This is a genomic window from Saccharomonospora xinjiangensis XJ-54 (assembly GCF_000258175.1).
Taxonomy (GTDB): Bacteria; Actinomycetota; Actinomycetes; order Mycobacteriales; family Pseudonocardiaceae; genus Saccharomonospora; species Saccharomonospora xinjiangensis.
Map to the genome: position 1 here is coordinate 1,820,852 of NZ_JH636049.1, position 21,961 is coordinate 1,842,812.

The 21,961-nt window shown below is 64.8% G+C and carries 32 protein-coding genes; 4 read left to right on the forward strand and 28 right to left on the reverse strand.

All coding sequences use genetic code 11. The features are described 5' to 3' along the window. Positions 1-12: 12 nt before the first annotated feature. Positions 13-1,539 (forward strand): type VII secretion-associated serine protease mycosin, encoded by a 1,527-nt coding sequence (mycP, locus tag SACXIDRAFT_RS07670; RefSeq protein ID WP_006237974.1) that lies wholly within the window; start codon positions 13-15, stop codon positions 1,537-1,539. Between the two features lie 365 nt (positions 1,540-1,904). On the opposite strand, the gene eccB is transcribed toward mycP, so the two are convergent. Further along, positions 1,905-3,530 carry a type VII secretion protein EccB gene (eccB, locus tag SACXIDRAFT_RS07675; RefSeq protein ID WP_006237975.1) on the reverse strand — a complete coding sequence of 542 codons (1,626 nt, stop codon included), beginning with the start codon at positions 3,528-3,530 and terminating at the stop codon, positions 1,905-1,907. Positions 3,531-4,107: 577 nt separating this feature from the next. On the opposite strand from eccB, the gene eccE reads away from it, so the two are divergent. The 3 genes from eccE (at position 4,108) to SACXIDRAFT_RS23530 (ending at position 7,205) form a co-directional block, all read left to right on the forward strand. Next, entirely contained in the window at positions 4,108-5,322 is a 1,215-nt protein-coding gene (eccE, locus tag SACXIDRAFT_RS07685; protein WP_006237977.1) for a type VII secretion protein EccE, read from the forward strand. Further along, complete coding sequence (locus SACXIDRAFT_RS07690) at positions 5,319-6,041, forward strand: hypothetical protein (RefSeq protein ID WP_006237978.1); 723 nt, start codon at positions 5,319-5,321, stop codon at positions 6,039-6,041. Before eccE ends, SACXIDRAFT_RS07690 begins: the two co-directional genes overlap by 4 nt. 198 nt (positions 6,042-6,239) lie before the next feature. Then, positions 6,240-7,205: a putative endonuclease domain-containing protein gene (locus SACXIDRAFT_RS23530; RefSeq protein WP_006237979.1), complete on the forward strand. Its 966-nt coding sequence runs from the start codon at positions 6,240-6,242 to the stop codon at positions 7,203-7,205. Here SACXIDRAFT_RS23530 and truA read toward each other — a convergent pair. The 27 genes from truA to rplV all read right to left on the reverse strand — a co-directional run bounded on the left by truA (position 7,115) and on the right by rplV (position 21,950). Beyond that, positions 7,115-8,041, reverse strand: coding sequence for a tRNA pseudouridine(38-40) synthase TruA (truA, locus tag SACXIDRAFT_RS22320; RefSeq protein WP_083840082.1), 927 nt, complete (start codon positions 8,039-8,041; stop codon positions 7,115-7,117). The genes SACXIDRAFT_RS23530 and truA overlap by 91 nt on opposite strands. Then, positions 8,038-8,601: a 50S ribosomal protein L17 gene (gene rplQ / locus SACXIDRAFT_RS07705; RefSeq protein ID WP_006237980.1), complete on the reverse strand. Its 564-nt coding sequence runs from the start codon at positions 8,599-8,601 to the stop codon at positions 8,038-8,040. The genes truA and rplQ overlap by 4 nt, the downstream gene beginning before the upstream one ends. A gap of 37 nt (positions 8,602-8,638) precedes the next feature. Continuing rightward, positions 8,639-9,712, reverse strand: coding sequence for a DNA-directed RNA polymerase subunit alpha (locus tag SACXIDRAFT_RS07710; RefSeq protein WP_006237981.1), 1,074 nt, complete (start codon positions 9,710-9,712; stop codon positions 8,639-8,641). A 115-nt stretch (positions 9,713-9,827) separates the two neighbouring features. After that, positions 9,828-10,436, reverse strand: coding sequence for a 30S ribosomal protein S4 (gene rpsD / locus SACXIDRAFT_RS07715; protein WP_006237982.1), 609 nt, complete (start codon positions 10,434-10,436; stop codon positions 9,828-9,830). A gap of 23 nt (positions 10,437-10,459) precedes the next feature. Beyond that, positions 10,460-10,864, reverse strand: a complete 405-nt coding sequence (rpsK, locus tag SACXIDRAFT_RS07720) for a 30S ribosomal protein S11 (protein ID WP_006237983.1) — start codon at positions 10,862-10,864, stop codon at positions 10,460-10,462. A gap of 19 nt (positions 10,865-10,883) precedes the next feature. Beyond that, a complete protein-coding gene (locus SACXIDRAFT_RS23535) occupies positions 10,884-11,069 on the reverse strand; it encodes a hypothetical protein (protein ID WP_083840084.1) in 186 nt (61 codons plus the stop codon). Next, positions 11,066-11,446 carry a 30S ribosomal protein S13 gene (rpsM, locus tag SACXIDRAFT_RS07725; protein WP_006237984.1) on the reverse strand — a complete coding sequence of 127 codons (381 nt, stop codon included), beginning with the start codon at positions 11,444-11,446 and terminating at the stop codon, positions 11,066-11,068. The genes SACXIDRAFT_RS23535 and rpsM overlap by 4 nt, the downstream gene beginning before the upstream one ends. Positions 11,447-11,647: 201 nt before the next feature. Beyond that, positions 11,648-11,761 carry a 50S ribosomal protein L36 gene (rpmJ, locus tag SACXIDRAFT_RS07730; RefSeq protein ID WP_005443306.1) on the reverse strand — a complete coding sequence of 38 codons (114 nt, stop codon included), beginning with the start codon at positions 11,759-11,761 and terminating at the stop codon, positions 11,648-11,650. Positions 11,762-11,837: 76 nt separating this feature from the next. Beyond that, positions 11,838-12,059, reverse strand: coding sequence for a translation initiation factor IF-1 (infA, locus tag SACXIDRAFT_RS07735; RefSeq protein WP_005443304.1), 222 nt, complete (start codon positions 12,057-12,059; stop codon positions 11,838-11,840). Positions 12,060-12,326: 267 nt separating this feature from the next. After that, a complete protein-coding gene (map, locus tag SACXIDRAFT_RS07740) occupies positions 12,327-13,124 on the reverse strand; it encodes a type I methionyl aminopeptidase (RefSeq protein WP_006237985.1) in 798 nt (265 codons plus the stop codon). A gap of 23 nt (positions 13,125-13,147) precedes the next feature. Beyond that, the gene (locus SACXIDRAFT_RS07745; RefSeq protein WP_006237986.1) at positions 13,148-13,702 is read right to left on the reverse strand and encodes an adenylate kinase; all 555 of its coding nucleotides are present in this window, start codon (positions 13,700-13,702) and stop codon (positions 13,148-13,150) included. Then, positions 13,699-15,006: a preprotein translocase subunit SecY gene (gene secY, locus SACXIDRAFT_RS07750; RefSeq protein WP_006237988.1), complete on the reverse strand. Its 1,308-nt coding sequence runs from the start codon at positions 15,004-15,006 to the stop codon at positions 13,699-13,701. The genes SACXIDRAFT_RS07745 and secY overlap by 4 nt, the downstream gene beginning before the upstream one ends. Positions 15,007-15,459: 453 nt before the next feature. Further along, positions 15,460-15,903: a 50S ribosomal protein L15 gene (rplO, locus tag SACXIDRAFT_RS07755; protein WP_006237990.1), complete on the reverse strand. Its 444-nt coding sequence runs from the start codon at positions 15,901-15,903 to the stop codon at positions 15,460-15,462. Then, on the reverse strand, positions 15,903-16,085 hold the full coding sequence (gene rpmD / locus SACXIDRAFT_RS07760) for a 50S ribosomal protein L30 (protein WP_006237991.1): 183 nt from the start codon (positions 16,083-16,085) through the stop codon (positions 15,903-15,905). Before rpmD ends, rplO begins: the two co-directional genes overlap by 1 nt. A 1-nt stretch (position 16,086) precedes the next feature. Beyond that, positions 16,087-16,719 carry a 30S ribosomal protein S5 gene (gene rpsE / locus SACXIDRAFT_RS07765; RefSeq protein WP_006237992.1) on the reverse strand — a complete coding sequence of 211 codons (633 nt, stop codon included), beginning with the start codon at positions 16,717-16,719 and terminating at the stop codon, positions 16,087-16,089. Positions 16,720-16,755: 36 nt separating this feature from the next. Further along, the gene (gene rplR / locus SACXIDRAFT_RS07770; protein ID WP_006237993.1) at positions 16,756-17,154 is read right to left on the reverse strand and encodes a 50S ribosomal protein L18; all 399 of its coding nucleotides are present in this window, start codon (positions 17,152-17,154) and stop codon (positions 16,756-16,758) included. 2 nt (positions 17,155-17,156) lie between these two features. Beyond that, complete coding sequence (gene rplF / locus SACXIDRAFT_RS07775) at positions 17,157-17,696, reverse strand: 50S ribosomal protein L6 (protein WP_006237995.1); 540 nt, start codon at positions 17,694-17,696, stop codon at positions 17,157-17,159. Between the two features lie 15 nt (positions 17,697-17,711). Further along, positions 17,712-18,110, reverse strand: a complete 399-nt coding sequence (gene rpsH / locus SACXIDRAFT_RS07780; RefSeq protein ID WP_006237996.1) for a 30S ribosomal protein S8 — start codon at positions 18,108-18,110, stop codon at positions 17,712-17,714. Positions 18,111-18,206: 96 nt separating this feature from the next. Next, complete coding sequence (locus SACXIDRAFT_RS07785; RefSeq protein ID WP_006237997.1) at positions 18,207-18,392, reverse strand: type Z 30S ribosomal protein S14; 186 nt, start codon at positions 18,390-18,392, stop codon at positions 18,207-18,209. 4 nt (positions 18,393-18,396) lie between these two features. Then, positions 18,397-18,966 carry a 50S ribosomal protein L5 gene (gene rplE / locus SACXIDRAFT_RS07790; RefSeq protein ID WP_006237998.1) on the reverse strand — a complete coding sequence of 190 codons (570 nt, stop codon included), beginning with the start codon at positions 18,964-18,966 and terminating at the stop codon, positions 18,397-18,399. Beyond that, positions 18,966-19,280, reverse strand: coding sequence for a 50S ribosomal protein L24 (rplX, locus tag SACXIDRAFT_RS07795; protein WP_006237999.1), 315 nt, complete (start codon positions 19,278-19,280; stop codon positions 18,966-18,968). The genes rplE and rplX overlap by 1 nt, the downstream gene beginning before the upstream one ends. Next, a complete protein-coding gene (gene rplN, locus SACXIDRAFT_RS07800; RefSeq protein WP_005453254.1) occupies positions 19,281-19,649 on the reverse strand; it encodes a 50S ribosomal protein L14 in 369 nt (122 codons plus the stop codon). Between the two features lie 78 nt (positions 19,650-19,727). After that, positions 19,728-20,009 (reverse strand): 30S ribosomal protein S17, encoded by a 282-nt coding sequence (gene rpsQ, locus SACXIDRAFT_RS07805; RefSeq protein ID WP_006238000.1) that lies wholly within the window; start codon positions 20,007-20,009, stop codon positions 19,728-19,730. Continuing rightward, entirely contained in the window at positions 20,006-20,257 is a 252-nt protein-coding gene (rpmC, locus tag SACXIDRAFT_RS07810; protein WP_006238001.1) for a 50S ribosomal protein L29, read from the reverse strand. Before rpmC ends, rpsQ begins: the two co-directional genes overlap by 4 nt. Then, the gene (rplP, locus tag SACXIDRAFT_RS07815) at positions 20,257-20,676 is read right to left on the reverse strand and encodes a 50S ribosomal protein L16 (RefSeq protein WP_006238003.1); all 420 of its coding nucleotides are present in this window, start codon (positions 20,674-20,676) and stop codon (positions 20,257-20,259) included. The genes rpmC and rplP overlap by 1 nt, the downstream gene beginning before the upstream one ends. Positions 20,677-20,679: 3 nt before the next feature. Then, positions 20,680-21,528, reverse strand: coding sequence for a 30S ribosomal protein S3 (gene rpsC, locus SACXIDRAFT_RS07820; RefSeq protein WP_006238004.1), 849 nt, complete (start codon positions 21,526-21,528; stop codon positions 20,680-20,682). Continuing rightward, positions 21,528-21,950, reverse strand: a complete 423-nt coding sequence (gene rplV / locus SACXIDRAFT_RS07825) for a 50S ribosomal protein L22 (protein WP_006238005.1) — start codon at positions 21,948-21,950, stop codon at positions 21,528-21,530. The genes rpsC and rplV overlap by 1 nt, the downstream gene beginning before the upstream one ends. Positions 21,951-21,961: the final 11 nt, after the last annotated feature.

The following is a 21,961-nucleotide window of genomic DNA, read 5'->3' on the forward strand; positions in this document are numbered from 1 at the left end:
CAGGGGGTTCGCGTGCGTTCGGCCCGGACGACGAAACGACACAGGGCGTCGGCGCTCGCCGCAGCCATCGGTATCGCGGGGTCGGCACTGGCGCCGCTGCCCGCATGGGCGCAGGACGATGCGGCGTCCCAGGACACCGGTCAATACCAGGCAACGCCTCCGGAGGTCGATCCGGGGCGACGTCCGGCCGACGACGGACAGCCGGACAAGACGTACGAGCAGAAGAGGGGATGCGTCGAGCGCAATCTCGAGTACAACGAGGACATCGAGAACGCGCCGTGGGGTCAGCAATACCTGCGCATCGACGAGGTTCATGCCCTCATGCGCTCGACCACCGGCCACGTCGGCCGGAACGTCGAGACAGGGGAGCCGATCAAGGTCGCGGTGATCGACACCGGGGTCCGGAACCACGACTTCTTCAAGCACGATGTCCAGGGCGTCGGCGACTATGTGAAGAAGGAGGACCGCGGCCTCGAGGATTGCGACGGCCACGGCACCGAGGTCGCCGGAATCATCGCCGCCGACACTCCTGACACCATCGGTTTTGCCGGGGTCGCTCCCGACGTCCAGATTTTGTCGATCAGGCAGTCCAGCCAGAACTACGCGCCCAAGGACGAGGGTTCGGGCGGAGGGGGTTCGCCGCGAGGAACCGGGCCGGCGCAGGACGGTCGGACACAGGGAAGCGAAGGCGCCGGAACGCTCGGAACACTCGCGAAAGCCGTTGTCCGCGCTGCCGACAGCGGCGCACAGGTCATCAACATTTCCATCAACAACTGCCGTCCCGGTGACGGCGGCATCACCGGAGACGAGCAGGCACTCCAGGCAGCCATCCACTACGCGGTCAACGACAAAGACGTGGTCGTCGTGTCGGCGGCGGGCAATGTCTCCGAATCGACCAACTGCAAGCAGAACGACCAGGCGCTGGCCGAGAAGCCCAAGACCATCGTGACGCCGCCGTGGTTCGCCGAGGACGTCCTGTCCGTGGCGGCCATCGACGAGACGGGCGGGGTGGCGGACTTCAGCATGCACGGTCCGTGGGTGAGCGTCGCCGCACCTGGAACGGGAATCATCTCGCTGGACCCCGCCGAGGGGTCCGATGGCCTGGCGAACATGATGATGGACGGCGGGGAAGCGCAGGAGATCAAGGGCACCAGTTTCGCCGCGCCTTATGCGACCGGGTTGGCAGCACTGGTCCGTGCGAAGTACCCGAAGTTGAACGCCCACCAGGTGATGCACCGGATCAAGTTCACGGCTCAGCACCCCGCAGCCTCAGGCGGCCACGACAACTTCGTGGGCTTCGGCGTGATCGACCCTATGGCGGCGTTGACAGCGACTGTGCCGTCCGAGGAAGGCATTTTGCCCGCTAAAGCCGAAGACCTTCCTTCTGACATGCCGCCTGCCTCTCACCGCGACTGGACACCGATGATCGTCGCACTGACTGGCGCGGGTGGCGCCCTGGCCGCACTCGTGATCACCCTCTTCGTCGTCCACACCATCCGCCGCAGCCGTAAGGAAGGCGACAAGCTGGCCCGGGGCTGATGTGCCGCATTTAGCCCGCTGAACGTGAGGGTCACGCAAGGAGGCCCCAGTCACATTCAGCGGGCTAAATGCTGTTCGCAGTGCTGTCCCGGTGCACCGTCGCCCGTAGCCCGCTTGATCGCCGGTCGGCTGCGAGGGAACTGTTGAGAGTCGGGAACAGCGCCGTCAACTGAATCCTGCCGCGGGAACCGCCGGAACCTGCTTCCAAAGGACCACTCAGGTGCCAACCGCGTTCAGCGGGCAAAACGCGGTCCCCTCTACCTCCGTCCGCCCGCCATGACAAAGCCGGGCGGGCCGGACTCCACATGGGAGTCACGACCCGCCCGGCTAGAGACCCGTCCCGATCCAGTCAGTTGCCGCCTGCTTCAGTTGCCGCTCTGTGATGCAGCCTGCCCGTCGGGTTCGATGACGGTGCCTGCTTGTTGATCCACAGGCACCGTGTCGTACGTCCGCTGAGCATCCTGCAGATTCAACGAAGGACCGGTAGGCAACAGCTTGAGGATCGCCTCAGGTGCCGGGTCAAGTTTCGTCAGCCCGAGGCCCTGAGCGATGTCGCTGTTCGGGACGCCATAGCGCACTCCGCGATCGGATACGAGCTGGATACTGCCGCGCCCGAACGTGTCCTTCGTCGTCGCCGACTGCACCGCCGCCGCGAAGCCCGGCTGCATGTAAAAGTTGTCGATCTTCAGGTTGTCCGGGGATGGTGTGCCGATCTTCACGACTTGCGGACTACCGTCCTGGTTCTTCGGTGTAGGCAGAACACTCGCGATGTAGACGGACGTGAACGCGTCCCGTTGGGCGCCCTCACCCCTGATGTTCCAGCCCAGGCACGCCACCGGGTGCTGCATCGGGTCGAGGACCGTCGGAACGGTATCCGGATAATGCTCGACATCAAGGTATCCCGCATCGCCCTCGTTGAGCTGCGGCATACCCTGCAGCACGTCAGGTGACACCGTCGAAGCGCCGCCGTCGTTGACGGCCTGGCTGTAGAGGATCATGTCCGCCACGGCCTGGGAGATTCGTTGCACGCCCCCCTGCAGCACGACGTAGAAGTTCGTGCTCTCGGTGAGTTCGGTCTTGAACACAGCGCCAACCCTGAGGTCGCCTGCATCGAAGTTCGCTTGTTGACCTGCGCCAGGGATCGTGGGCGGGTTGAGTGTGCCCACCGATGGGATCGCGTTGAGCAACCCGGTGGAAATCTTCCGCGTCAGGTTCTCGTTGATCTCCAGAGCGGAGACCACCTCGCTCTGCGTCAGATCCACCTCTGCCCGCACGGTATTGGCGTTCAGCTTGTTGGCATCGGTCTTCTGTCGATACACCAGGTAGTGCTTGCCGTCATCCGCGGACACCAGCAACGCCTGCTGCTCGGCAAGTTCGCGACCAAGGTTCTTCACCCCGGCCAGTACCGTGGTCTCCGTCACGGCCCGGTTCCGGGCCACCGGGTCGGTCAGCGAACGGTCCACGTTGATCTGGTCGCAAACACCCCAGTTCGTGGAGATCAGCTGGCTCTCGGATGGCAGCAGGTCAGGCCCTCCCGGGATACCCTGGAGACGTCCCTTGGGAATGTTCTTGAGCTGCTCGTCGGAGACGACCTGCGGTGCGGCGACCGCAGCTGCCCCACCAGCTTGCCCGCTGCCCTGTCCTTCGCCCTGATTCTGCGACTGCGACATGAGGATCAGGCGTGCCGAGGCGAGATTGAACGTCGGGATGAGCTTCTTCGGGTTGCCCGCGACCACGTAGACGGTCCCGGACTCTTGTCCGATGACGATGCCGGAGTCCGGCGCTTTCGGGTCGGGTTTGAAGAAGCCGACGATGATGAATCCCAGCATGCCGAGACAGCTCAGCACCACGCCCACGATGGTCGCACGCGAGTGTGTGCGCATCGGGTCGTGCAGCATCACGGCGTCCTTGCGAACCAAGGCGGACTGCATGCGGCGCAGCACGAATTGGTATGCCTGGACTTGCGACTTTGTTGTCGGTGTTGACGGCATTCTTGACCTACAGCTCTCCCACTCGCGGTACGGTTCCGCAGGATAGCCGTACGGGGACCGTTCGGTGTTGGTTTCTACCAACTCCGGTTAGTGTGCGACTCGCCGGGATCGGCTGTCAGCTCAGTTGCAGGCACAAGGGGAAGAGATCGAGCGGATGTCCGTCACCACTCCTCCACGTCCGCCAGGCCCACCGCAGGGGCCCCCGCCACCCTCAGGGCGGCCAGCGGGCCTACCGCAGCGGCCAGGGCGTCCAGGTGCACCCGGAGGCCCGGGGGGAGGCTCCGGTCCCCGTGGACCACAGGGCGCGCCTCCCGTACCCCCAGGCGGCCCCGGGCATCCTCGTGGCCCTCAGGTTTCCGGCGCTGGACGCGCCCCCGTTCGTCCCGGTGGACCCGGCGGACCCGGTGGACCCGGCGGACCCGGCGGACCCGGCGGACCCGGCGGCCCAGGTGGACCCGGCGGCCCAGGTGGACCCGGCGGACCCGGTGGACCCGGCGGACCCGGTGATTCGGCTGGCGTTCCACGGCCTCCTTCGTCGGAGCCAGCCCCGCGTGTTGCCCCTCCGGCCAGGCGCCGCATGTTCGGAGCGAACTTCGGCCCCGTGCCTGTCACCAACCTGGTGCTGCTGGAGTTAGGCCTCGCGATCGGACTCGTCCTCATCGCGATCGACGAATCCCTGCTCTACGTCGCCTTTGGCGTCGCGGGCGTCATGCTGATCCTGGCGTTCCTGCGTTGGGGTGGCCAGTGGTTCACCCAGTGGGCCGGTCTGACAGCTCGCTACGCGTTCAGGTCACACGATCGTGTGGTTGTCCCGCCTGCTCCCGCAAGCGTGGAAGCAATCGCGGCGCAGGACGACGACACCGTAATCGGACCAGACGACGCACGCGTCAGCCTCCTCCGGCTCGCCGTTCCCGATCTGGTCGTCGCCCAGGGGCGCGACCATGAGCACCAGGAGGTTGGATTCGCCTACCACGACGGCATCTGGACGGCTGTCCTCCTCGTGGAACCGACTCCCGCGTTGATCACCCAAGCAGGAGGAGCGCCGAGCCTGCCGCTGTCCGCGCTGGCTCCCTGCCTGGAAGACCGCGGTGTGGTGCTCGACTCGATCCAGATGACGTGGCACTGCTACCCGGGCAGTGCGGCTCTGCCGGCTGACTCGCCTGCACTGGCTTCGTACATGGAAGTGCTGGGGCCGCTCCCCGCTGCCGCTCGCCGAACGACCTGGGTGTCTGTACGGCTCGATCCGAAGCGATGCCCGACCGCTGTGCGGGAACGTGGCGGCGGCGTCGTGGGTGCGCACAGAGCCCTGATCGGTGCCCTCTCGCGAGTGCGCAACGCCATGGAGACGCATGGCGTTCCGACTCGCCCGCTGAGCCCCGATGAACTGCTACGTGCCGGCATTTCGGCCGCAGAACTCACGGGCGTGGCAGGCTCCAGTACTCAGGTCCGGATGCAGGAGCGATGGACTGGTGTGACCACGGCAGGCATCGGCCACGCCAGCTACGCCATCACGAGCTGGCCGAAAGGCAAAATCAGCACGACTCTCAACGCCTTGACCAGTGTGCGTGCGCTGTCCTCCACTGTGGCGATGTCGATCTCGCCCTCGGACGAGGAGAACCGCATCGGTCTGCGAGGCGTGGTGCGTCTCAGCGCACGTAACCCGCGTGAGCTCGACGCAGGTGATCAGCGGCTCACGAGTGTCTCGGAGCGCATCGGAGTCACTTTGACGCCGCTGCGTGGCCGCCAGGCAGCCGGTTTCGCCGCCACACTGCCGTTGGGAGGAACCGCATGAGCGCACGAGTTCACGACGCCAACAAGGCGATTGGTGTGTCGCCCGAATTCGTTGTCGATCCCGCGTTGCTCGACGCGATCAGTCCCTCTGGTGACCGGGGTGGCATCGTCCTCGGCTCGGGGCTGCAGGGTGAACCGTTGACGGTGTCGGCACTCCGTGCCGCGCCGACCAGGATTGTCCTCGTCGGAGGGCTGTATCTGTCGCGCCAGGTTGCTATGAGAGCGATGGCGGTCGGCGCGTGGGTTGTCGTCGCAACAGGACGTCCGACGGCCTGGCATGTGCTGTCGAATGCGGCCGGGCAACAACCGAATGGGCAGCCGTCGCCGCTGGTACAGATTCGTCGCCTCTCGCCGGTGGAGTTGCCGCGACCGTCCGAGGACGCCCCTCTGCTCGTCGTGCACGACGGTGGTCCCACACCGCAGGACCTGTTCCCGCCGAGGTCGCCGTGGCAGACAACCGTCTACGTGCTTCCGTATCTCCATCCTCAGGCCGGCGCGCTGGCCAACTCAGCAGATCTTGTTCTGATGCAACGGCTTCCCGCTGGGCAAGCTGAGCTTGCCGCTCGCATCTGGCGGCTTCCGCCGCAGATGATGCGGCAGCTGACCACGTTGAAAGATGACCAGGTCGTCGCACTCGGCCGAAACCTTTGGCGCCCCCTGAGACTGGTTACAACGCCGAAGGAACAACAGATCCTCGGCCCGATCCGTAGGGGCGACTGAGGCACCCGGGTGCTCGGTGGTGCGCGTTTAGCGGGCAGAACGTGCACCACCGAGCACTTCCAAGGGGCCTGCCCCTGAGTACCCGGGGATTCAAGCGGAATCGCTCAATCTGTGGATAGTCCACCTTCATCTTCATAAGCTGTGGACAACTTCGCCTTCGCCAAGATCGACATCTGTCGCACCAGCGATGCTGGGCGCATGACCACTGCCATCAACCTCAATGACGTTTTCCGCGGCTCGCTCGCCAGAGCCTACGGTTACGTGACCGCCGCAGAACTACGCGGACCACGATTTCGACGGCTCTTCCAGGATGTGTACGTACCAGCACACCTCCCGGTAACGCATGAACTGCGTTGCCGTGCTGCAGCTCTCATCGTACCCAGGGAGGCAGTGTTGACCGGTAGGTCCGCAGCCACAGTACTGGGCGTCGAACTCGCGAAACCCTACGATCCTGTGGAGTTCGTCGTACCCGAGGCTCACCGCTTCGGCCCGATCCAGGGAATTCATGTACGCCGCACCAGTGTGAAGCCAAAGGAATCGCGTCCGTGGAACGGCATACGCATAGCAAGACCGCCACGAGTTGCCCTCGATCTAGCCCTACGGCTTTCACCTCGTACCGTCGGCTGGGTTCGAAGGCTGCGTATTGCAGTGCCGGATCTCGATGCTTTCGTGCGCTCCGGCCGGGTGACTGTCAAGCAGTTGCGACGCGCCTGGAGGGGACGCCGAAACCGCGGAATAAGGCTGGCTCGCGCCGCACTGTCGCTAACAGACTCGCGAGCCGAATCACTCCCCGAATCCGAGCTCAGGGTCGTACTCAGAGTCAGCGGATTCGACCCTGAGCCCCAATACTCGATAGTTCGAAACGGCCGCGAAGTCGCGCGCTTGGACCTCGCCCTGAAAGAAACACAAACGGCAATCGAATACGACGGACGATGGCATCGCACACGCAAGAATATTCGACGAGACAAAGCACGGAGGAGGCGACTCATCGCCGAAGGCTGGACATTTGTCATCGTCACAGCAGAGAAGCTGGCAACTGACTACAAGAAGATCCTCGAAGAGGTGGAGCAAGCTCAATCTCGCCGAGCATCTCCCGATCCTTCCAGACGACGCATGTCTCGAGTCTTTTCAGCGCGCCGTGCAAGCTCGTCGTCGGGCGGGTAATCAACCCTTACGAGGGTCAGGCCGTGCGCCGGCGCGACAACACTACTCCGTTCACGCTTGCGCAACAATTCTTCAGGCCAACTCGCTGGGCGTCGCCCGTCACCTACCCAGAGGAGGGCACCGACCAAACTTCGAACCATGGAATGGCAGAATGCGTCCGCCGCAACCGCAAGTTGAAGTTCGTGCGTGCCGACTCTCTCCCACCGCAACTCAAGGAGATATCGGATTGTGGTTGCGCCTTCTCTCTGCTTGCAGAAGGCAGCGAAGTCGTGGAGCCCCAATAGAGACGATGCGGCCTCGTTCATCGCAGCGACGGAGAGCGGTCGAGGCCATGCCAACATGTCTCGTCTACGAAGCGGACTAACACCCCAAGGAGCATCCGACACCTTGTACGTGTAGTGACGTTTCGCGGCCGAAAAGCGAGCGTCGAACCCTTCAGGCGCACGGCTGAGCCTCAGCACTCGTATATCTGGTGGCAGAAGACGGTTCAGCCGGTGACGAGCCCTGTCAAGATCAGGCAAGCCGTCCGACGAGATCGCCACCGCCTGAGAGCGTCTTTCGCGGGCGAAACGCGCTACATCGACGTGGGCGACCTGGCCCTCTGCATGGACGCCGGCATCGGTCCTGCCTGCCACCACCACTGAGCCCGCTAAAGACGCCCCCGGGGGTTGCTTTCGGAGCGCGTCTTCGAGAACTCCTTGGACCGTGCGGCGTCCTGGTTGGCGTGCCCAGCCCGAAAAATCCGTGCCGTCGTAGCTCAAATCGATACGCAGACGAGCGAGCCCGCCTTCCCCGGTGGGAACGGCGGGCTCGCTGCGAGAACTCGTCTCGGTCAGGACTCGTCCTTCTTGTCCGTGCCCTCGGCGGGCTCGTCCGCGGCGTCCTTGGTGGCCGACTCAGGAGCCTCAGCGTCCTGGTCGGTGGTGACGTCGGCCTCGTCCGCCTTCTCCTCCACCTTCGACTCCTCGGCAGGAGTCTCGGCAGCGGAGTCCTTGGCGAACTTCGTCTTCCTGGCCGCCTCGGCTTCCGCGGTGACAGTCTTCTCCGACACCAACTCGATGACCGCCATCTGGGCATTGTCGCCCTTACGCGGCAGCGTCTTGGTGATCCGGACGTAACCGCCGTTGCGGTCAACGAAGAAAGGCCCGATCTCGGCCATCAACTTGTGCACGACATCCTTGTTACGGATGACCCGCATGATCTGACGCCGATTGTGCAGATCACCCTTCTTGGCCTTGGTGATCAGCTTCTCGGCGAGTGGGCGCACTCGCTTGGCCTTCGCCTCAGTCGTCGTGATCTTGCCGTGCTCGAACAACGACGTCGCCAGGTTTGCCAAAATCAACCGCTCGTGCGCAGGCGATCCGCCGAGACGGGGTCCCTTGGTCGGGGTGGGCATCGGTTCTCCTCGTTCAGCTTCGCAGCCGCAAGGTCACTTACAGCTGCTCCGTCTCTGCGTAGTCCTGGCCGTCGTCGTGGCCAGTGTCCGGAAGGCCCGGCGACGGCGTCTCCGCGCCCCAGGTCTCGCCACCGCTCTCGTACGTGGAAGCGGCGGCGGTGGGGTCGAATCCGGGCGGGCTGTCCTTCAGGGTCAAGCCGAGGCCGACGAGCTTCATCTTCACCTCGTCGATCGACTTCGCCCCGAAGTTGCGGATGTCGAGCAGGTCCGCCTCGCTGCGCGAAACCAGCTCGCCGACCGTGTGAATTCCCTCGCGCTTCAAGCAGTTGTACGAACGCACCGTGAGGTCCAGGTCCTCGATCGGCATCGCGTAGGCGGCGATGGTGTCCGCCTCCTGCGGCGACGGTCCGATCTCGATGCCCTCCGCATCGACATTTAGCTCACGCGCGAGCCCGAACAGCTCGACCAACGTCTTGCCCGCCGAGGCGACAGCGTCCCTCGGCGTGATCGACGGCTTGGTCTCGACGTCGATGACGAGCTTGTCGAAGTCCGTGCGCTGCTCGACACGCGTGGCCTCGACCTTGTAGGTCACCTTCAGCACCGGCGAGTAGATCGAGTCGATGGGAATACGACCGATCTCGGCCCCGGCCTGCTTGTTCTGGAGCGCGGGAACGTAACCGCGGCCGCGTTCGACGACGAGCTCGATCTCGAGCTTGCCCTTGCCGTTCAGCGACGCGATGTGCAGATCCGGATTGTGCACGGTGACGCCGGACGGCGGCACGATGTCGGCCGCGGTGACCTCACCGGGGCCCTGCTTGCGCAGGTACATCGTGACGGGCTCGTCCTCCTCGGAGGAGACGACGAGTTCCTTGAGGTTCAGGATGATCTCGGTGACGTCTTCCTTCACCCCTGGCACGGTGGTGAACTCGTGCAACACGCCATCGATGCGGATGCTCGTGACCGCGGCACCCGGGATCGACGACAGCAACGTCCGCCGGAGCGAGTTGCCCAGGGTGTAACCGAAGCCGGGTTCGAGCGGTTCGATGGTGAACCGCGAGCGTGTCTCGTTGACCGTCTCCTCGCTGAGAGCCGGCCGCTGGGAAATCAGCACTGTCCTTCTTCCTTTCCTGCCGACGCCCGCCATATGACGTCGAAAGGTGTGGCGTAGCGGCGGCGCGCTCGGGGCGCCGCCGCGTGCCCGCCCCCGGCCACGACCGGGTGCGGATTCACTTCTTCGAGTAGTACTCGACGATCAGCTGTTCCTGGATCGGAACCTCGATCTGAGCCCGTTCCGGAAGCTGGTGCACCAGGATTCGCAGGTTCGAAGGCACGACCTGAAGCCACGCGGGCATGGGCCGCTCACCCAGTGCTTCCTTGGCTGCCACGAACGGCAGAGTCTTCAGCGACTTGGGACGCACGTCGATGATGTCGAACTTCGACACCCGGTAGCTGGGGATGTTTACCTTCTCGCCGTTGACGAGGAAGTGACCGTGGCTGACGAGCTGGCGGGCCTGACGGCGCGTGCGCGCCAGCCCTGCGCGGTACACCACGTTGTCCAGCCTGGACTCGAGGAGCTGCAGCAGGTTCTCACCGGTCTTACCAGTGCGCCGCGCGGCTTCCTCGTAGTAACGCCGGAACTGGCGTTCGAGGATGCCGTACGTGTAACGGGCCTTCTGCTTCTCCTGCAGCTGCAGCAGGTATTCGCTCTCCTTGATCCGGCCACGGCCGTGCTGGCCGGGCGGATAGGGGCGACGTTCGAAAGCCTTGTCGTTGCCAACGAGGTCAACCTTGAGCCGACGCGAGATTCGGGTCGCGGGGCCGGTGTATCGAGCCATGTGTCCTTACTCCTCCCCGTTCCTCAGACCCGGCGCCGCTTCGGGGGGCGGCAGCCGTTGTGCGGCTGCGGGGTCACGTCCTGGATGGTGCCGACCTCAAGACCGGCTGCCTGCAGCGATCGGATCGCGGTCTCGCGACCCGAGCCCGGGCCCTTGACGAACACATCGACCTTCTTCATACCGTGTTCGGCGGCCTTGCGGGCGGCGTTCTCGGCAGCCATCTGAGCGGCGAAGGGCGTGGACTTCCGAGAGCCCTTGAAGCCGACGTGGCCCGAGGAAGCCCACGAGATCACCGCGCCGCTGGGGTCGGTGATCGAGACGATGGTGTTGTTGAACGTGCTCTTGATGTGGGCGTGCCCGTGAACGACGTTCTTCTTTTCCTTACGCCGGACCTTCTTGGTCCCCGACGTACGAGACTTCGGTGGCATGGTCGGGTGTTTCTCCTCGTTAGCGCGAGTTCTGCTGGTGAGCTGCTGCGGCTTCACGCTGCCCACGCCGCATCAACGTGCCGGCGTCGGTGTAAAGCTGGCGCAGCGCCATGGGACGGGCGTAAAGGGCCTTCGGCGACATCCGGGCCGAGCCGCGACGCAGGACCGCGCCCGCACGAACGACTCGTCTGCCGCTGGCACTCACTTCTTGCCCGCCTTCTTCTTGCCGGCGACCGTCTTCTTCGGGCCCTTGCGGGTGCGGGCGTTGGTCTTGGTGCGCTGGCCGCGCACGGGCAGGCCGCGACGCCAACGGAGCCCCTCGTAACACCCGATCTCGATCTTCCGACGGATGTCGGCGTTCACCTCGCGCCGAAGGTCACCTTCGACCTTGTAGCTCTCCTCGATGAACTCCCGCAGCTTGGCGAGGTCCTCGTCCCCGAGGTCCTTCACGCGGGTGTCCGCGTTCACCTGCGTTGCCGCGAGGATTTCCCTCGAGCGGGTACGGCCGATGCCGTAGATATAGGTCAGCGCGATCTCCAACCGCTTCTCGCGGGGGAGATCAACGCCAGCGAGTCGTGCCATTGGCGGTTGTGCTCCTTCTTCTGCATTCGCTTCGGGTCTTCTCCCTGCCCGTCCCGGGACGACTCGCCGTCATCCGCCCGCTCTCACGGACGGTGTCCCGGCCCCGGCCCGAAGTTCCGGGGGTGAACCGGGTCGTTTCCGACCCGGCAGGCGCGGGGAGGTTTCCAGTTCCAGCTGTCAGATCACTGACGACGACCGCGATCAGCCCTGGCGCTGCTTGTGGCGCAGGTTGTCGCAGATGACCATGATGCGCCCGTGACGACGGACGATCTGGCACTTGTCGCAGATCTTCTTGACGCTCGGCTTGACCTTCACGTCTCCTGCTTTCCTGCTCGTGCTGAGTTGCTGCGCGCCCCCTGGCGGGAGTCGCCTCCCACCACGCTCGCCGTGATCACTTGTAGCGATAGACGATGCGACCACGGGACAAGTCGTAGGGCGAGAGCTCTACGACAACCCTGTCCTCAGGCAGGATGCGGATGTAGTGCTGCCGCATCTTTCCACTGATGTGTGCAAGGACCTTGTGACCGTTTTCCAACTCGACGCGAAACATCGCGTTGGGAAGCGGCTCGATTACACGGCCCTCGACCTCGATGGCCCCGTCCTTCTTCGCCATGTACTCCGCGTTTCGTGATCGGTTTGAGCGTTCGAGTGCTTGCCTGTGGCACACACGTCACCCGACTCCGAACACCACGAAAGCACGTTGGAGTCGGCGTGATGAGCACACCGACTAGACAGTGTACGCAACAGATGTCAAGCACCACCACGGGGCCCGCCGACACAGTAGGCGACGTCACGCTGCGGCGCACTGAGAGCACCCACCGCGTTTAGCGGGCTAAATGCGGTCAGTGGACCGGGGCGGGTCCTGACCGCGTTTAGCGGGCTAAATGTCGCCCTCGGGGGCCGTCAGCACCCACGGACCGTTCTCGGTGATGGCGATAGTGTGTTCCCAGTGCGCGGCTCGGGAGCCGTCAACGGTGATGACTGTCCAGCCGTCGTCCAGTTCGACCGTCTCGGCCGAGCCCCCGGTCAACATCGGTTCGATGGCCAGAGCCACGCCGACAGCAAGTTTCGGGCCTTTACCCGGCTTACCCAGGTTGGGCAGGAACGGCTCCATATGCATCTCGCGCCCGATGCCGTGCCCGCCGTACTCGGCGACCATGCCGTACTCGACGCCGTCCTCCGAACCCGCTTGCCGAGCGGCGGACTCGATCGCGTGCGAGATGTCGGTCAATCGACCGTCGGGCGACGCCGCCGCGATACCCGCGAGCATCGCGGCTCTCGTAGCCGCCGACAGTTTACGGTCGCGTTCCGACACCTCGCCGACCTCGATCGTGACAGCAGAGTCACCGTGCCAGCCGTCGAGAATGGCACCACAGTCAACCGACAGCAGATCACCGTCGGAAAGCACGGTGTTCTTCGAGGGGATGCCGTGGACCACCTGCTCGTTCACCGACGCGCAGATCGAAGCCGGAAACCCGTGGTAGCCCTTGAACGAAGGCACCGCACCCGCGTCGCGGATGACCTGCTCCGCAAGATCGTCCAGTTCACCTGTGCTCACACCAGGCTGGGCTGCCTCCTGCACCTGACGCAGCGTGCGCGCGACCACAAGGCCGGCAGCCCTCATCGCCTCGAGCTCACCAGAAGTCTTGAGCTCGATCCCGCGCCGCCGTCGAAACATACCGAACACGAAGCGTTGCCGGTTCAGGAGCGCTTGCGGAGCGTGTCGAGCACCCTGGACGACACCTCGTTGATGTCACCGACTCCGTCAACAGTCACCAGGATGTCGGAGTAGTACTCCAGAAGCGGAGCGGTCTCCGAGCGGTAGACCTGTTGCCGACGACGGATAACCTCCTCGGTGTCGTCGGTACGTCCTCGGCCGAGCAGGCGTTCCACCAGCACGTCCTCGGGCACCTTGAGCTCGATCACCGCGTCGAGGGAGTCGTCGTTCTCTTCGAGCAACTCTGCCAGGACATCAGCCTGTTTGGTGTTGCGGGGGAAGCCGTCGAGCAGGAAACCCGATTTGGCGTCCGGCTCCCCGAGCCGTTCGCGCACCATCTCGTTCGTCACGGCGTCCGGAACGAGTTCGCCAGAGTCGAGATAACGCTTGGCCTCGCGCCCCAGAGAGGTCTCGTCGCCGACATGCTTACGGAAAAGATCGCCGGTCGAGATGTGAGGGATTCCGAGACGCTTGGACAGCGCCGCCGCCTGAGTGCCTTTACCTGCCCCTGGCGGGCCGACGAGAACTACACGCGTCATCGGAGGAACCCTTCATAGTTACGCTGCATGAGCTGGCTTTCGATCTGCTTCACGGTGTCGAGCCCGACACCAACCATGATCAGCACAGCTGTTCCGCCGAACGGGAAGTTCTGGTTGTTCCCCTCGCCGGTGACCGAAAGGAAGAAGTTGGGCAGGATCGCCACGATACCGAGGTAGATCGAGCCGGGCAGGGTGATCCTGCTGAGCACGAATCCGAGGTACTCGGCGGTCGGCCTTCCCGGACGAATGCCGGGGATGAAGCCACCGAACTTCTTCATCTCCTCGGCACGATCGTCCACGTTGAACGTGATCGTGATGTAGAAGTACGTGAAGAAGATGATCATCGCGAAGTACAGCGTCACGTGTACCCAGTGCGACTGATCCGTCACGTAGTTCTGGAGGAACCGCTGCCAACCAGAAGCCTGGTTCGGGTCGCCGATGAGCTGCCCGAGCAGGTCGGGCAGATAGAGCAGCGACGACGCGAAGATGACCGGGATGACGCCGGCCTGGTTCACCTTGATCGGAAGGTAGGTGGACGTCCCACCGTACATGCGGCGGCCGATCATGCGCTTGGCGTACTGCACCGGGATCCGGCGCTGACCCTGCTCGACGAAGATGACGCTAGCAATGATCGCCAACGCGAGCAGGCAGATGAAGAAGAAGGTCAGGCCGCCCTGGTTGTTGAGGATGTTCGCACCCTCGGTGGGGATCCTCGCGGCGATGTTCAGGAAGATGAGCAGCGACATGCCGTTGCCGACGCCGCGCTCGGTGATGAGCTCGCCCAGCCACATCATGACGGCGGTGCCCGCGGTCATTGTCAGCACCGTCAGTGTCAGGGTGTAGACACTGTTGTCCGGCAGGACCGGCTGGTCACAGTTGCCGAAAAGCTGACCGCGGTCGGCCAGAGCGATGACGCCGGTGGCCTGCAGGATGGCCAACGCGATGGTGAGGTACCGCGTGTACTGGGTGAGCTTGCCTTGCCCGGCCTGGCCCTCCCGCTTGAGTTCCTCGAAACGAGGGATCACCACGGTGAGCAGCTGAACGATGATGCTCGCCGTGATGTAGGGCATGATGCCCGTGGCGAAGATCGACAGCTGCAGTAGCGCGCCACCGCTGAACAGGTTCAGCAGCGAGAAGATGTTCTGATCCTCGACCTGCGCCAAACATGCCTGAACGTTCGGGTACGAAACCCCCGGCGCTGGTGTGACCGCACCGATCCGGTACACGGCCACGATCATCAGCGTGAACAGGATCTTCTTGCGCAGGTCCGGCGTCGCGAGAGCCGAGCGGAAGGCGCTGAGCACGCGGGGGACCTCCTCGGCGTCGTCGGTGAACCGACGATCGGCTTTGGCCGGCACGGAACCGGCTGGACACTCTGTCACTGGCGGCAAACCAGGCACGCTCGGGGCACAAGGGTGTCCCAAGCGTGGGTTCGACTTTAACAGCATCCCGGCGGACTGCCGCATCTAGTGCGGGGTTAGACACGCCCCAAGGAGCGACGAAAGTAGGGCACCCGGGTTCGGGGGCGCCTTTCACCGCGTTTAGCCCGCGGAACGCGGCAGGCCAGGCGAGGCGGAACCGCAGCCGAGCGCGTTTAGCCCGCTAAACGCTGTACGCCTCACGCGCGACAAGGCCCGCCGGTCCAATGTGTCTGGTCCGGCGGGCCTTGTCGGATCGTTGCGAGTTCGGCACCGCTTGCGGTTCGGCACCGCTTGCGGGGCAGTGCCGTTGCGGTTCGGCGCCGCTTTGCGGTGATGTCAGAGCGTGGTGGCCGAGCCACCGGCCGCCTCGATCTTCTCCTTCGCGGACTTCGAGAAAGCGTCGGCCGTGACGTCGAACTTCACGCCCTCCACTTCGCCGTTGCCGAGAACCTTGACGAGTTCACCTTTGTGGACGAGGCCGCTGGCAATGAGCTCGTCCTTGCCGACCTTGCCGCCCTCGGGGAACACGCGGGCCAGATCGCCCACGTTGACCGCCTGGTACTCGGTGCGGAACCGGTTCTTGAAACCACGCAGCTTCGGCAGCCGCATGTGGATGGGCATCTGCCCACCTTCGAAGCCAGCCGGCACGTTCTTCCGGGCCTTCGTGCCCTTCGTACCGCGACCCGCCGTCTTGCCCTTGGAACCCTCACCGCGACCGACGCGGATCTTGTCCCGCTTGGCGCCGGGGGCGGGCTTCAGGTGGTGGATCTTGATGGCCATTACTTGACCTCCTCCACGGTCACCAGGTGCCGGACCGTGTGGATGAGGCCACGCACCTGCGGCGTGTCCTCACGCACCACGGACTGCCGGATCTTGCGCAGGCCGAGGGTACGGAGCGACGCCCGGTGGTTCTGCTTGGTCCCGATCGTGCTCTTCATCTGGGTGATCTTCAGCTGAGCCATGTCAGACCCCCTGCCCCGCACGCTGACGCAGCATCCTGGCCGGAGCCACGTCTTCGAGCGGCAGACCACGGCGAGCGGCGACCTCTTCGGGACGCTGGAGGTCCTTCAGAGCCCGCACGGTCGCGTGCACGATGTTGATCGCGTTGTCGCTGCCGAGCGACTTCGACAGGACATCGTGAACACCGGCGCATTCCAGCACCGCGCGAACGGCGCCACCGGCGATGACACCGGTACCAGCACTGGCCGGGCGGAGCAGCACCACACCGGCGGCCTCCTCACCCTGGACGGGGTGCGGGATCGTGCCGCCGATACGAGGCACGCGGAAGAAGTTCTTCTTCGCCTCCTCGACGCCCTTGGCGATAGCCGCGGGCACCTCCTTGGCCTTGCCGTAGCCGACGCCAACCTGCCCGTCGCCGTCACCGACGACGACCAGCGCGGTGAAGCTGAAGCGACGACCACCCTTGACGACCTTGGCCACGCGGTTGATCGCTACGACGCGCTCGAGGTGCGGGGTCTTGTCCTGGGCCGCCCCGCCACGGCCACCGTCACGACGGTCCCTGCGGTCCCGGCCGCCACCGCGCTCGCGGTCGCCCGGTCCGCCCTGGCCGCCGGATTGCCGCGTACGTCCCGGCATCAGGCGTTCCTTCCGTTCTCGAGAATCTTGCTCATGTCAGAACTCCAACCCACCCTCGCGGGCGGCGTCGGCCAGTGCGGCGATACGGCCGTGATAGGCGTTGCCACCACGGTCGAACACCACCTTGGAGATGCCCGCCGCCTTGGCGCGGGCCGCGACCAACTCGCCAACCTTGGCAGCTTTGGCCTTCTTGTCGCCCTCGACGGCCTGGACGTCCGCCTCCAGGCTGGACGCCGAAGCCAGGGTGTGCCCCGCGAGGTCGTCGATCAACTGAACGACGATGTGGCGCGAGGAACGCTTCACCGACATGCGCGGACGCGCGGGCGTGCCGCTGATCTTCTTGCGCAGTCGATTGTGGCGACGGATCTTGCCAGCGCGACGACGGGTGGAGATGTCCTTGCCGACCGGCTTGCGCTTCGTAACCGTTTCGCTCATGATCACTTACCCGTCTTCCCGACCTTGCGGCGGATGCGCTCACCCTCGTAGCGCAGACCCTTGCCCTTGTACGGGTCAGGACGGCGCAGGCGCCGGATGACCGCCGCGATCTGGCCGACCTTCTGCTTGTCGATGCCGGACACGGAGAACTTGGTCGGGCTCTCCACCTTGAAGGTGATGCCCTCCGGAGCCTTGATCAGCACCGGGTGGCTGTAGCCGAGAGCGAACTCGAGGTCCGAGCCCTTGGCCTGCACGCGGTAACCGACTCCGTGGATCTCCATGCGCTTCTCGTAGCCCTGCGTCACACCGACGACCAGGTTGTTGACCAGGGTCCGGGTGAGGCCGTGCAGTGCGCGGCTCTCCCGCTCCTCGTCGGAACGCTTCACCAGCAAAGCGCCGTCCTCGCCGCGCTCGACCGTGATGCGCTCGGGCACGGTGTGCTCCAGCGTGCCCTTCGGGCCCTTGACCGTGATGTGCTGCCCGTCGATGTTCACATCGACCCCGGAGGGGACGGTGATCGGCAGCTTACCGATGCGTGACATGCCAGTCCCCCTTCCTCACCAGACGTAGGCGAGGACTTCGCCGCCCACGCCGTTGCGCTTGCACTGCCTGTCGGTCTGCAGCCCGGAGGACGTCGAGATGATCGCCACGCCGAGGCCACCCAGAACGCTGGGCAGGTTGGTCGATTTCGCGTACACCCGCAGACCGGGCTTGGACACGCGCCGGAGTCCGGCGATGCTCCGCTCACGGTTGGGGCCGTACTTCAGCTCCACAACCAGGTTCCGGTGCTTCTCACCCGGCTCGGTGCGGTAGTCGGCGATGTAGCCCTCACGCTTGAGGATCTCGGCGATGTTCGCCTTGATCTTCGAGTGCGGCAGCACAACCGCGTCGTGGTACGCCGAGTTCGCGTTCCGCAGACGTGTCAGGAAGTCTGCGATCGGGTCGGTCATCGTCATGGTGACCTGTCAACCTTTCTCGCCCTGGTTCCCCTGGCGGGGCCTGTGGCGAAGTGGAATGGGTCCCTGCGCGACGCAGGGGACGTCAGAGAGCCTTCACCAGCTCGACTTGTTCACGCCGGGCAGCTGTCCCGCGTGCGCCATCTCCCGCAGGCAGATCCGGCAGAGGCCGAACTTGCGGTACACCGAGCGAGGACGACCGCAACGCTGGCAGCGGGTGTAGGCGCGCACCGCGAACTTCGGCTTGCGGGCAGCCTTGGCGATCAGAGCTTTCTTCGCCATCTGATCACGCCTCCTTGAAGGGGAAACCGAGCTTGCGCAGCAATGCGCGACCCTCGTCATCGGTGTTGGCGCTGGTCACAACCGTGACGTCCATGCCGCGCGGACGGTCGATGGAGTCGGGGTTGATCTCGTGGAACATCGACTGCTCGGTGAGACCGAACGTGTAGTTCCCGTTGCCGTCGAACTGCTTGCCCGACAGCCCGCGGAAGTCGCGGATACGCGGCAGGGCGATGGTCAGCAGCCGGTCCAGGAACTCCCACATGCGGTCACCGCGCAGGGTCACGCGGGCACCGATGGGCTGGCCTTCACGCAGCTTGAACTGCGCGATCGACTTGCGCGCCCTGCGCACCTCGGGCTTCTGCCCTGTGATGGTGGCGAGGTCGCGGATGGCGCCCTCGATGAGCTTGCTGTCCCGAGCGGCGTCGCCGACGCCCATGTTGACCACGACCTTGACCACACCGGGGATCTGGTGCGGGTTGGTGTAGCCGAACTCCTCGCGCAGCTGACCGGCGATCTCCTCGCGGTACCGGGTCTTCAACCGCGGTGTCGGGTACGTCTTCTCTGCGGTGGTCATCAGATGTCCTTGCCCGTCCTACGCGAGATACGAACCTTCTTGCCGTCCTCGCCGATGCGGTAGCCCACCCTGGTCGGCTTGCCGTCGGAGTCAACGACCATCACGTTCGAGACGTGGATCGGAGCCTCCTGCGTAATGATTCCGCCGGACTGGGCACCGCGCTGCGTCTGGGTGATCCGGGTGTGCTTCTTGATGCGGTTCACACCCTCGACCAGGACCCGCTGACGCTCCGGGTAAGCCTTGATGACCTTGCCCTTGGCACCCTTGTCCTTGCCAGCGATGACGAGGACCGTGTCGCCCTTCTTGACCTTCATTCAGAGCACCTCCGGCGCGAGCGAGATGATCTTCATGAACTTCCGATCGCGCAGTTCGCGGCCAACCGGCCCGAAGATGCGTGTGCCTCGCGGTTCGTTGTCGTTCTTGATGAGCACTGCGGCGTTCTCGTCGAACCGGATGTAGGAGCCGTCGGGGCGACGCTTCTCCTTCGCGGTCCTGACGATGACGGCCTTGACGACGTCACCACGCTTCACGTTGGCGCCCGGGATGGCGTCCTTGACGGTGGCGACGATGATGTCACCGATACCCGCGTAGCGCCGCCCCGAGCCACCGAGCACCCGGATGGTCAGGATCTCCTTGGCACCCGTGTTGTCGGCGACTCGCAGTCGCGACTCCTGCTGGATCACGTCAACTCCTGTATGTCGCGCCGGTTCTCGGCTTCACCGAGCCTGGCGGAACGAAGGGGGCTGTTACGCAGCCCCTGATTACTTGGCCTTCTCGCGGATCTCGACGAGCCGCCACCGCTTGGTGGCCGACAGCGGTCGGGTCTCCATGAGCAGGACCCGGTCACCCACGCCTGCTGTGTTCTGCTCGTCGTGCGCCTTCACCTTCTTGGTGCTGCGCAAGACCTTGCCGTACAGCGGGTGCTTCTTCCGGTCCTCGAGCTCCACGACGATCGTCTTGTCCATCTTGTCGGACACGACCAGTCCTTCGCGGACCTTCCGGTAGTTACGTCCGGCGTCCTTGTTCTGCACCGCCTCCGTCATGCGGCACCCTCACTCTCGTTCTCCTCGGGGGAGACGGACAGACCGAGCTCCCGCTCCCGCATCACGGTGTAGATGCGGGCGATGTCCGCGCGCACCGTGCGCAGCCTGCGGTTGTTGTCGAGCTGCCCGGTCGCCATCTGGAACCGGAGGTTGAACAGCTCCTCCTTGGACTCCTTCAGGCGAAGCACGAGCTCCTCAGCAGTGAGCTCACGAAGTTCTGACGTCGCCACTCCTCCGGCCTTCGCCATCAGAACTCACCACCTTCACGAGTCACGATCCTGCACTTCATCGGCAGCTTGTGGATCGCGCGGCGCATGGCCTCGCGTGCCACGGTTTCGTTCGGAAAGCTCATCTCGAACATGACGCGACCAGGCTTCACGTTCGCGATCCACCACTCGGGCGAGCCCTTGCCGGAACCCATGCGGGTTTCAGCGGGCTTCTTGGTCAGCGGGCGGTCGGGGAAGATGTTGATCCAGATCTTCCCACCACGCTTGATGTGCCTGGTCATGGCGATACGAGCGGACTCGATTTGCCGGTTGGTCACGTAGCCGTGTTCGAGCGCCTGAATGCCGAACTCGCCGAAGGTGACCTTGGTGCCGCCCTTTGCCGCGCCGGAACGCTTCGGCGTGTGCTGCTTGCGGTACTTGACCTTGCGTGGGATGAGCACGCCTCAGCCCTCCGTTTTCTCTGTGGCGTCGGTCGCCGCCACCTGCGGGGCCTGGCCTGCCGCGGTCTCGGTGTCGCTCTTGGCGCCACCCTGCGACGCGGAGGCCCGGCTCGACTCGTTCGACCCACCACCGGCAGCGCCGGAACGCCGCCGCGACGGACGCTCACGACGCGGAGCGCGCTCGGCCGCTGCGGCCGCTTCCCGCTCCTGCTTCGCCTTCAGGCCGCCGATGAGGTCACCCTTGTAGATCCACACCTTCACGCCGATACGGCCGAACGTCGTGCGGGCCTCGAAGAAGCCGTAGTCGATGTCGGCACGGAGCGTGTGCAGGGGAACCCGGCCGTCGCGGTAGTGCTCGGAGCGGGACATCTCGGCGCCGCCGAGCCTGCCGCTGCACTGCACGCGAATGCCCTTCACCTGGGGTGAACGCATCGAGGTCTGGATCGCCTTGCGCATCGCGCGCCGGAAGGCGACGCGGTTGGAGAGCTGCTCGGCGATGCCCTGCGCCACGAGCTGAGCGTCCGCCTCGGAGTTCTTCACCTCGAGGATGTTCAGCTGCACCTGCTTGCCGGTGAGCTTCTCCAGCGCGCCGCGGATCCGGTCGGCCTCGGCGCCACGGCGACCGATGACAATGCCGGGACGCGCGGTGTGGATATCGACCCTGACCCGGTCACGGGTGCGCTCGATCTCTACCTTGGAGATGCCGGCGCGCTCCATACCGGTGGAGAGGAGCTTACGGATCTTGACGTCCTCGGCGACGTACTCCGAGTACTGCTTGTCGGCGTACCAGCGGGACTTCCAGTCCGTGGTGATCCCGAGCCGGAAGCCGTGCGGGTTGATTTTCTGGCCCACTACCGGCCACCTGCCTTCTTCTTGCTCTTCGACTTCGCCTTGTCGGCCGGACGCGACTCGACCTCCACGGTGATGTGGCTGGTGCGCTTGCGAATCCGGTACGCACGCCCCTGCGCCCTCGGGCGGATGCGCTTGAGGGTCGGGCCCTCGTCGGCGTAGGCGTTCTTGACCCAGAGCGTGTCCGGGTCCAGGTCGAGGTTGTTCTCCGCGTTGGCCATGGCACTGGCGAGCACCTTGGCCACGGAGTCGCTGGCCGCCTGAGGCGCGAACCGGAGCACGGCGAGTGCCTCGTTCGCGTTACGACCCTTGATCAGCTCGATCACCCGGCGCACCTTGGTCGGCGAGTCCCGGACGAAGCGAGCTCGCGCGAAGGCCGTAGGCAGTTCTTCTGCCTCGACCATCGCGTCATTACGCGCGTTCATCACTGCTTCCC

Excerpts from the sequence above, each read along its gene's own strand:
- eccB (WP_006237975.1), bottom strand. The coding sequence starts at position 3,530 with ATGCCGTCAACACCGACAACAAAGTCGCAAGTCCAGGCATACCAATTC.
- eccE (WP_006237977.1), top strand. The coding sequence starts at position 4,108 with ATGTTCGGAGCGAACTTCGGCCCCGTGCCTGTCACCAACCTGGTGCTG.
- SACXIDRAFT_RS07690 (WP_006237978.1), top strand. The coding sequence starts at position 5,319 with ATGAGCGCACGAGTTCACGACGCCAACAAGGCGATTGGTGTGTCGCCC.
- SACXIDRAFT_RS23530 (WP_006237979.1), top strand. The coding sequence starts at position 6,240 with ATGACCACTGCCATCAACCTCAATGACGTTTTCCGCGGCTCGCTCGCC.
- rplQ (WP_006237980.1), bottom strand. The coding sequence starts at position 8,601 with ATGCCCACCCCGACCAAGGGACCCCGTCTCGGCGGATCGCCTGCGCAC.
- rpsD (WP_006237982.1), bottom strand. The coding sequence starts at position 10,436 with ATGGCTCGATACACCGGCCCCGCGACCCGAATCTCGCGTCGGCTCAAG.
- rpsK (WP_006237983.1), bottom strand. The coding sequence starts at position 10,864 with ATGCCACCGAAGTCTCGTACGTCGGGGACCAAGAAGGTCCGGCGTAAG.
- rpsM (WP_006237984.1), bottom strand. The coding sequence starts at position 11,446 with ATGGCACGACTCGCTGGCGTTGATCTCCCCCGCGAGAAGCGGTTGGAG.
- infA (WP_005443304.1), bottom strand. The coding sequence starts at position 12,059 with ATGGCGAAGAAGGACGGGGCCATCGAGGTCGAGGGCCGTGTAATCGAG.
- map (WP_006237985.1), bottom strand. The coding sequence starts at position 13,124 with ATGTTTCGACGGCGGCGCGGGATCGAGCTCAAGACTTCTGGTGAGCTC.
- SACXIDRAFT_RS07745 (WP_006237986.1), bottom strand. The coding sequence starts at position 13,702 with ATGACGCGTGTAGTTCTCGTCGGCCCGCCAGGGGCAGGTAAAGGCACT.
- rplO (WP_006237990.1), bottom strand. The coding sequence starts at position 15,903 with ATGGCCATCAAGATCCACCACCTGAAGCCCGCCCCCGGCGCCAAGCGG.
- rpmD (WP_006237991.1), bottom strand. The coding sequence starts at position 16,085 with ATGGCTCAGCTGAAGATCACCCAGATGAAGAGCACGATCGGGACCAAG.
- rpsE (WP_006237992.1), bottom strand. The coding sequence starts at position 16,719 with ATGCCGGGACGTACGCGGCAATCCGGCGGCCAGGGCGGACCGGGCGAC.
- rplR (WP_006237993.1), bottom strand. The coding sequence starts at position 17,154 with ATGAGCGAAACGGTTACGAAGCGCAAGCCGGTCGGCAAGGACATCTCC.
- rplF (WP_006237995.1), bottom strand. The coding sequence starts at position 17,696 with ATGTCACGCATCGGTAAGCTGCCGATCACCGTCCCCTCCGGGGTCGAT.
- rpsH (WP_006237996.1), bottom strand. The coding sequence starts at position 18,110 with ATGACGATGACCGACCCGATCGCAGACTTCCTGACACGTCTGCGGAAC.
- SACXIDRAFT_RS07785 (WP_006237997.1), bottom strand. The coding sequence starts at position 18,392 with ATGGCGAAGAAAGCTCTGATCGCCAAGGCTGCCCGCAAGCCGAAGTTC.
- rplE (WP_006237998.1), bottom strand. The coding sequence starts at position 18,966 with ATGACCACCGCAGAGAAGACGTACCCGACACCGCGGTTGAAGACCCGG.
- rplX (WP_006237999.1), bottom strand. The coding sequence starts at position 19,280 with ATGAAGGTCAAGAAGGGCGACACGGTCCTCGTCATCGCTGGCAAGGAC.
- rpsQ (WP_006238000.1), bottom strand. The coding sequence starts at position 20,009 with ATGACGGAGGCGGTGCAGAACAAGGACGCCGGACGTAACTACCGGAAG.
- rpmC (WP_006238001.1), bottom strand. The coding sequence starts at position 20,257 with ATGGCGAAGGCCGGAGGAGTGGCGACGTCAGAACTTCGTGAGCTCACT.
- rplV (WP_006238005.1), bottom strand. The coding sequence starts at position 21,950 with ATGAACGCGCGTAATGACGCGATGGTCGAGGCAGAAGAACTGCCTACG.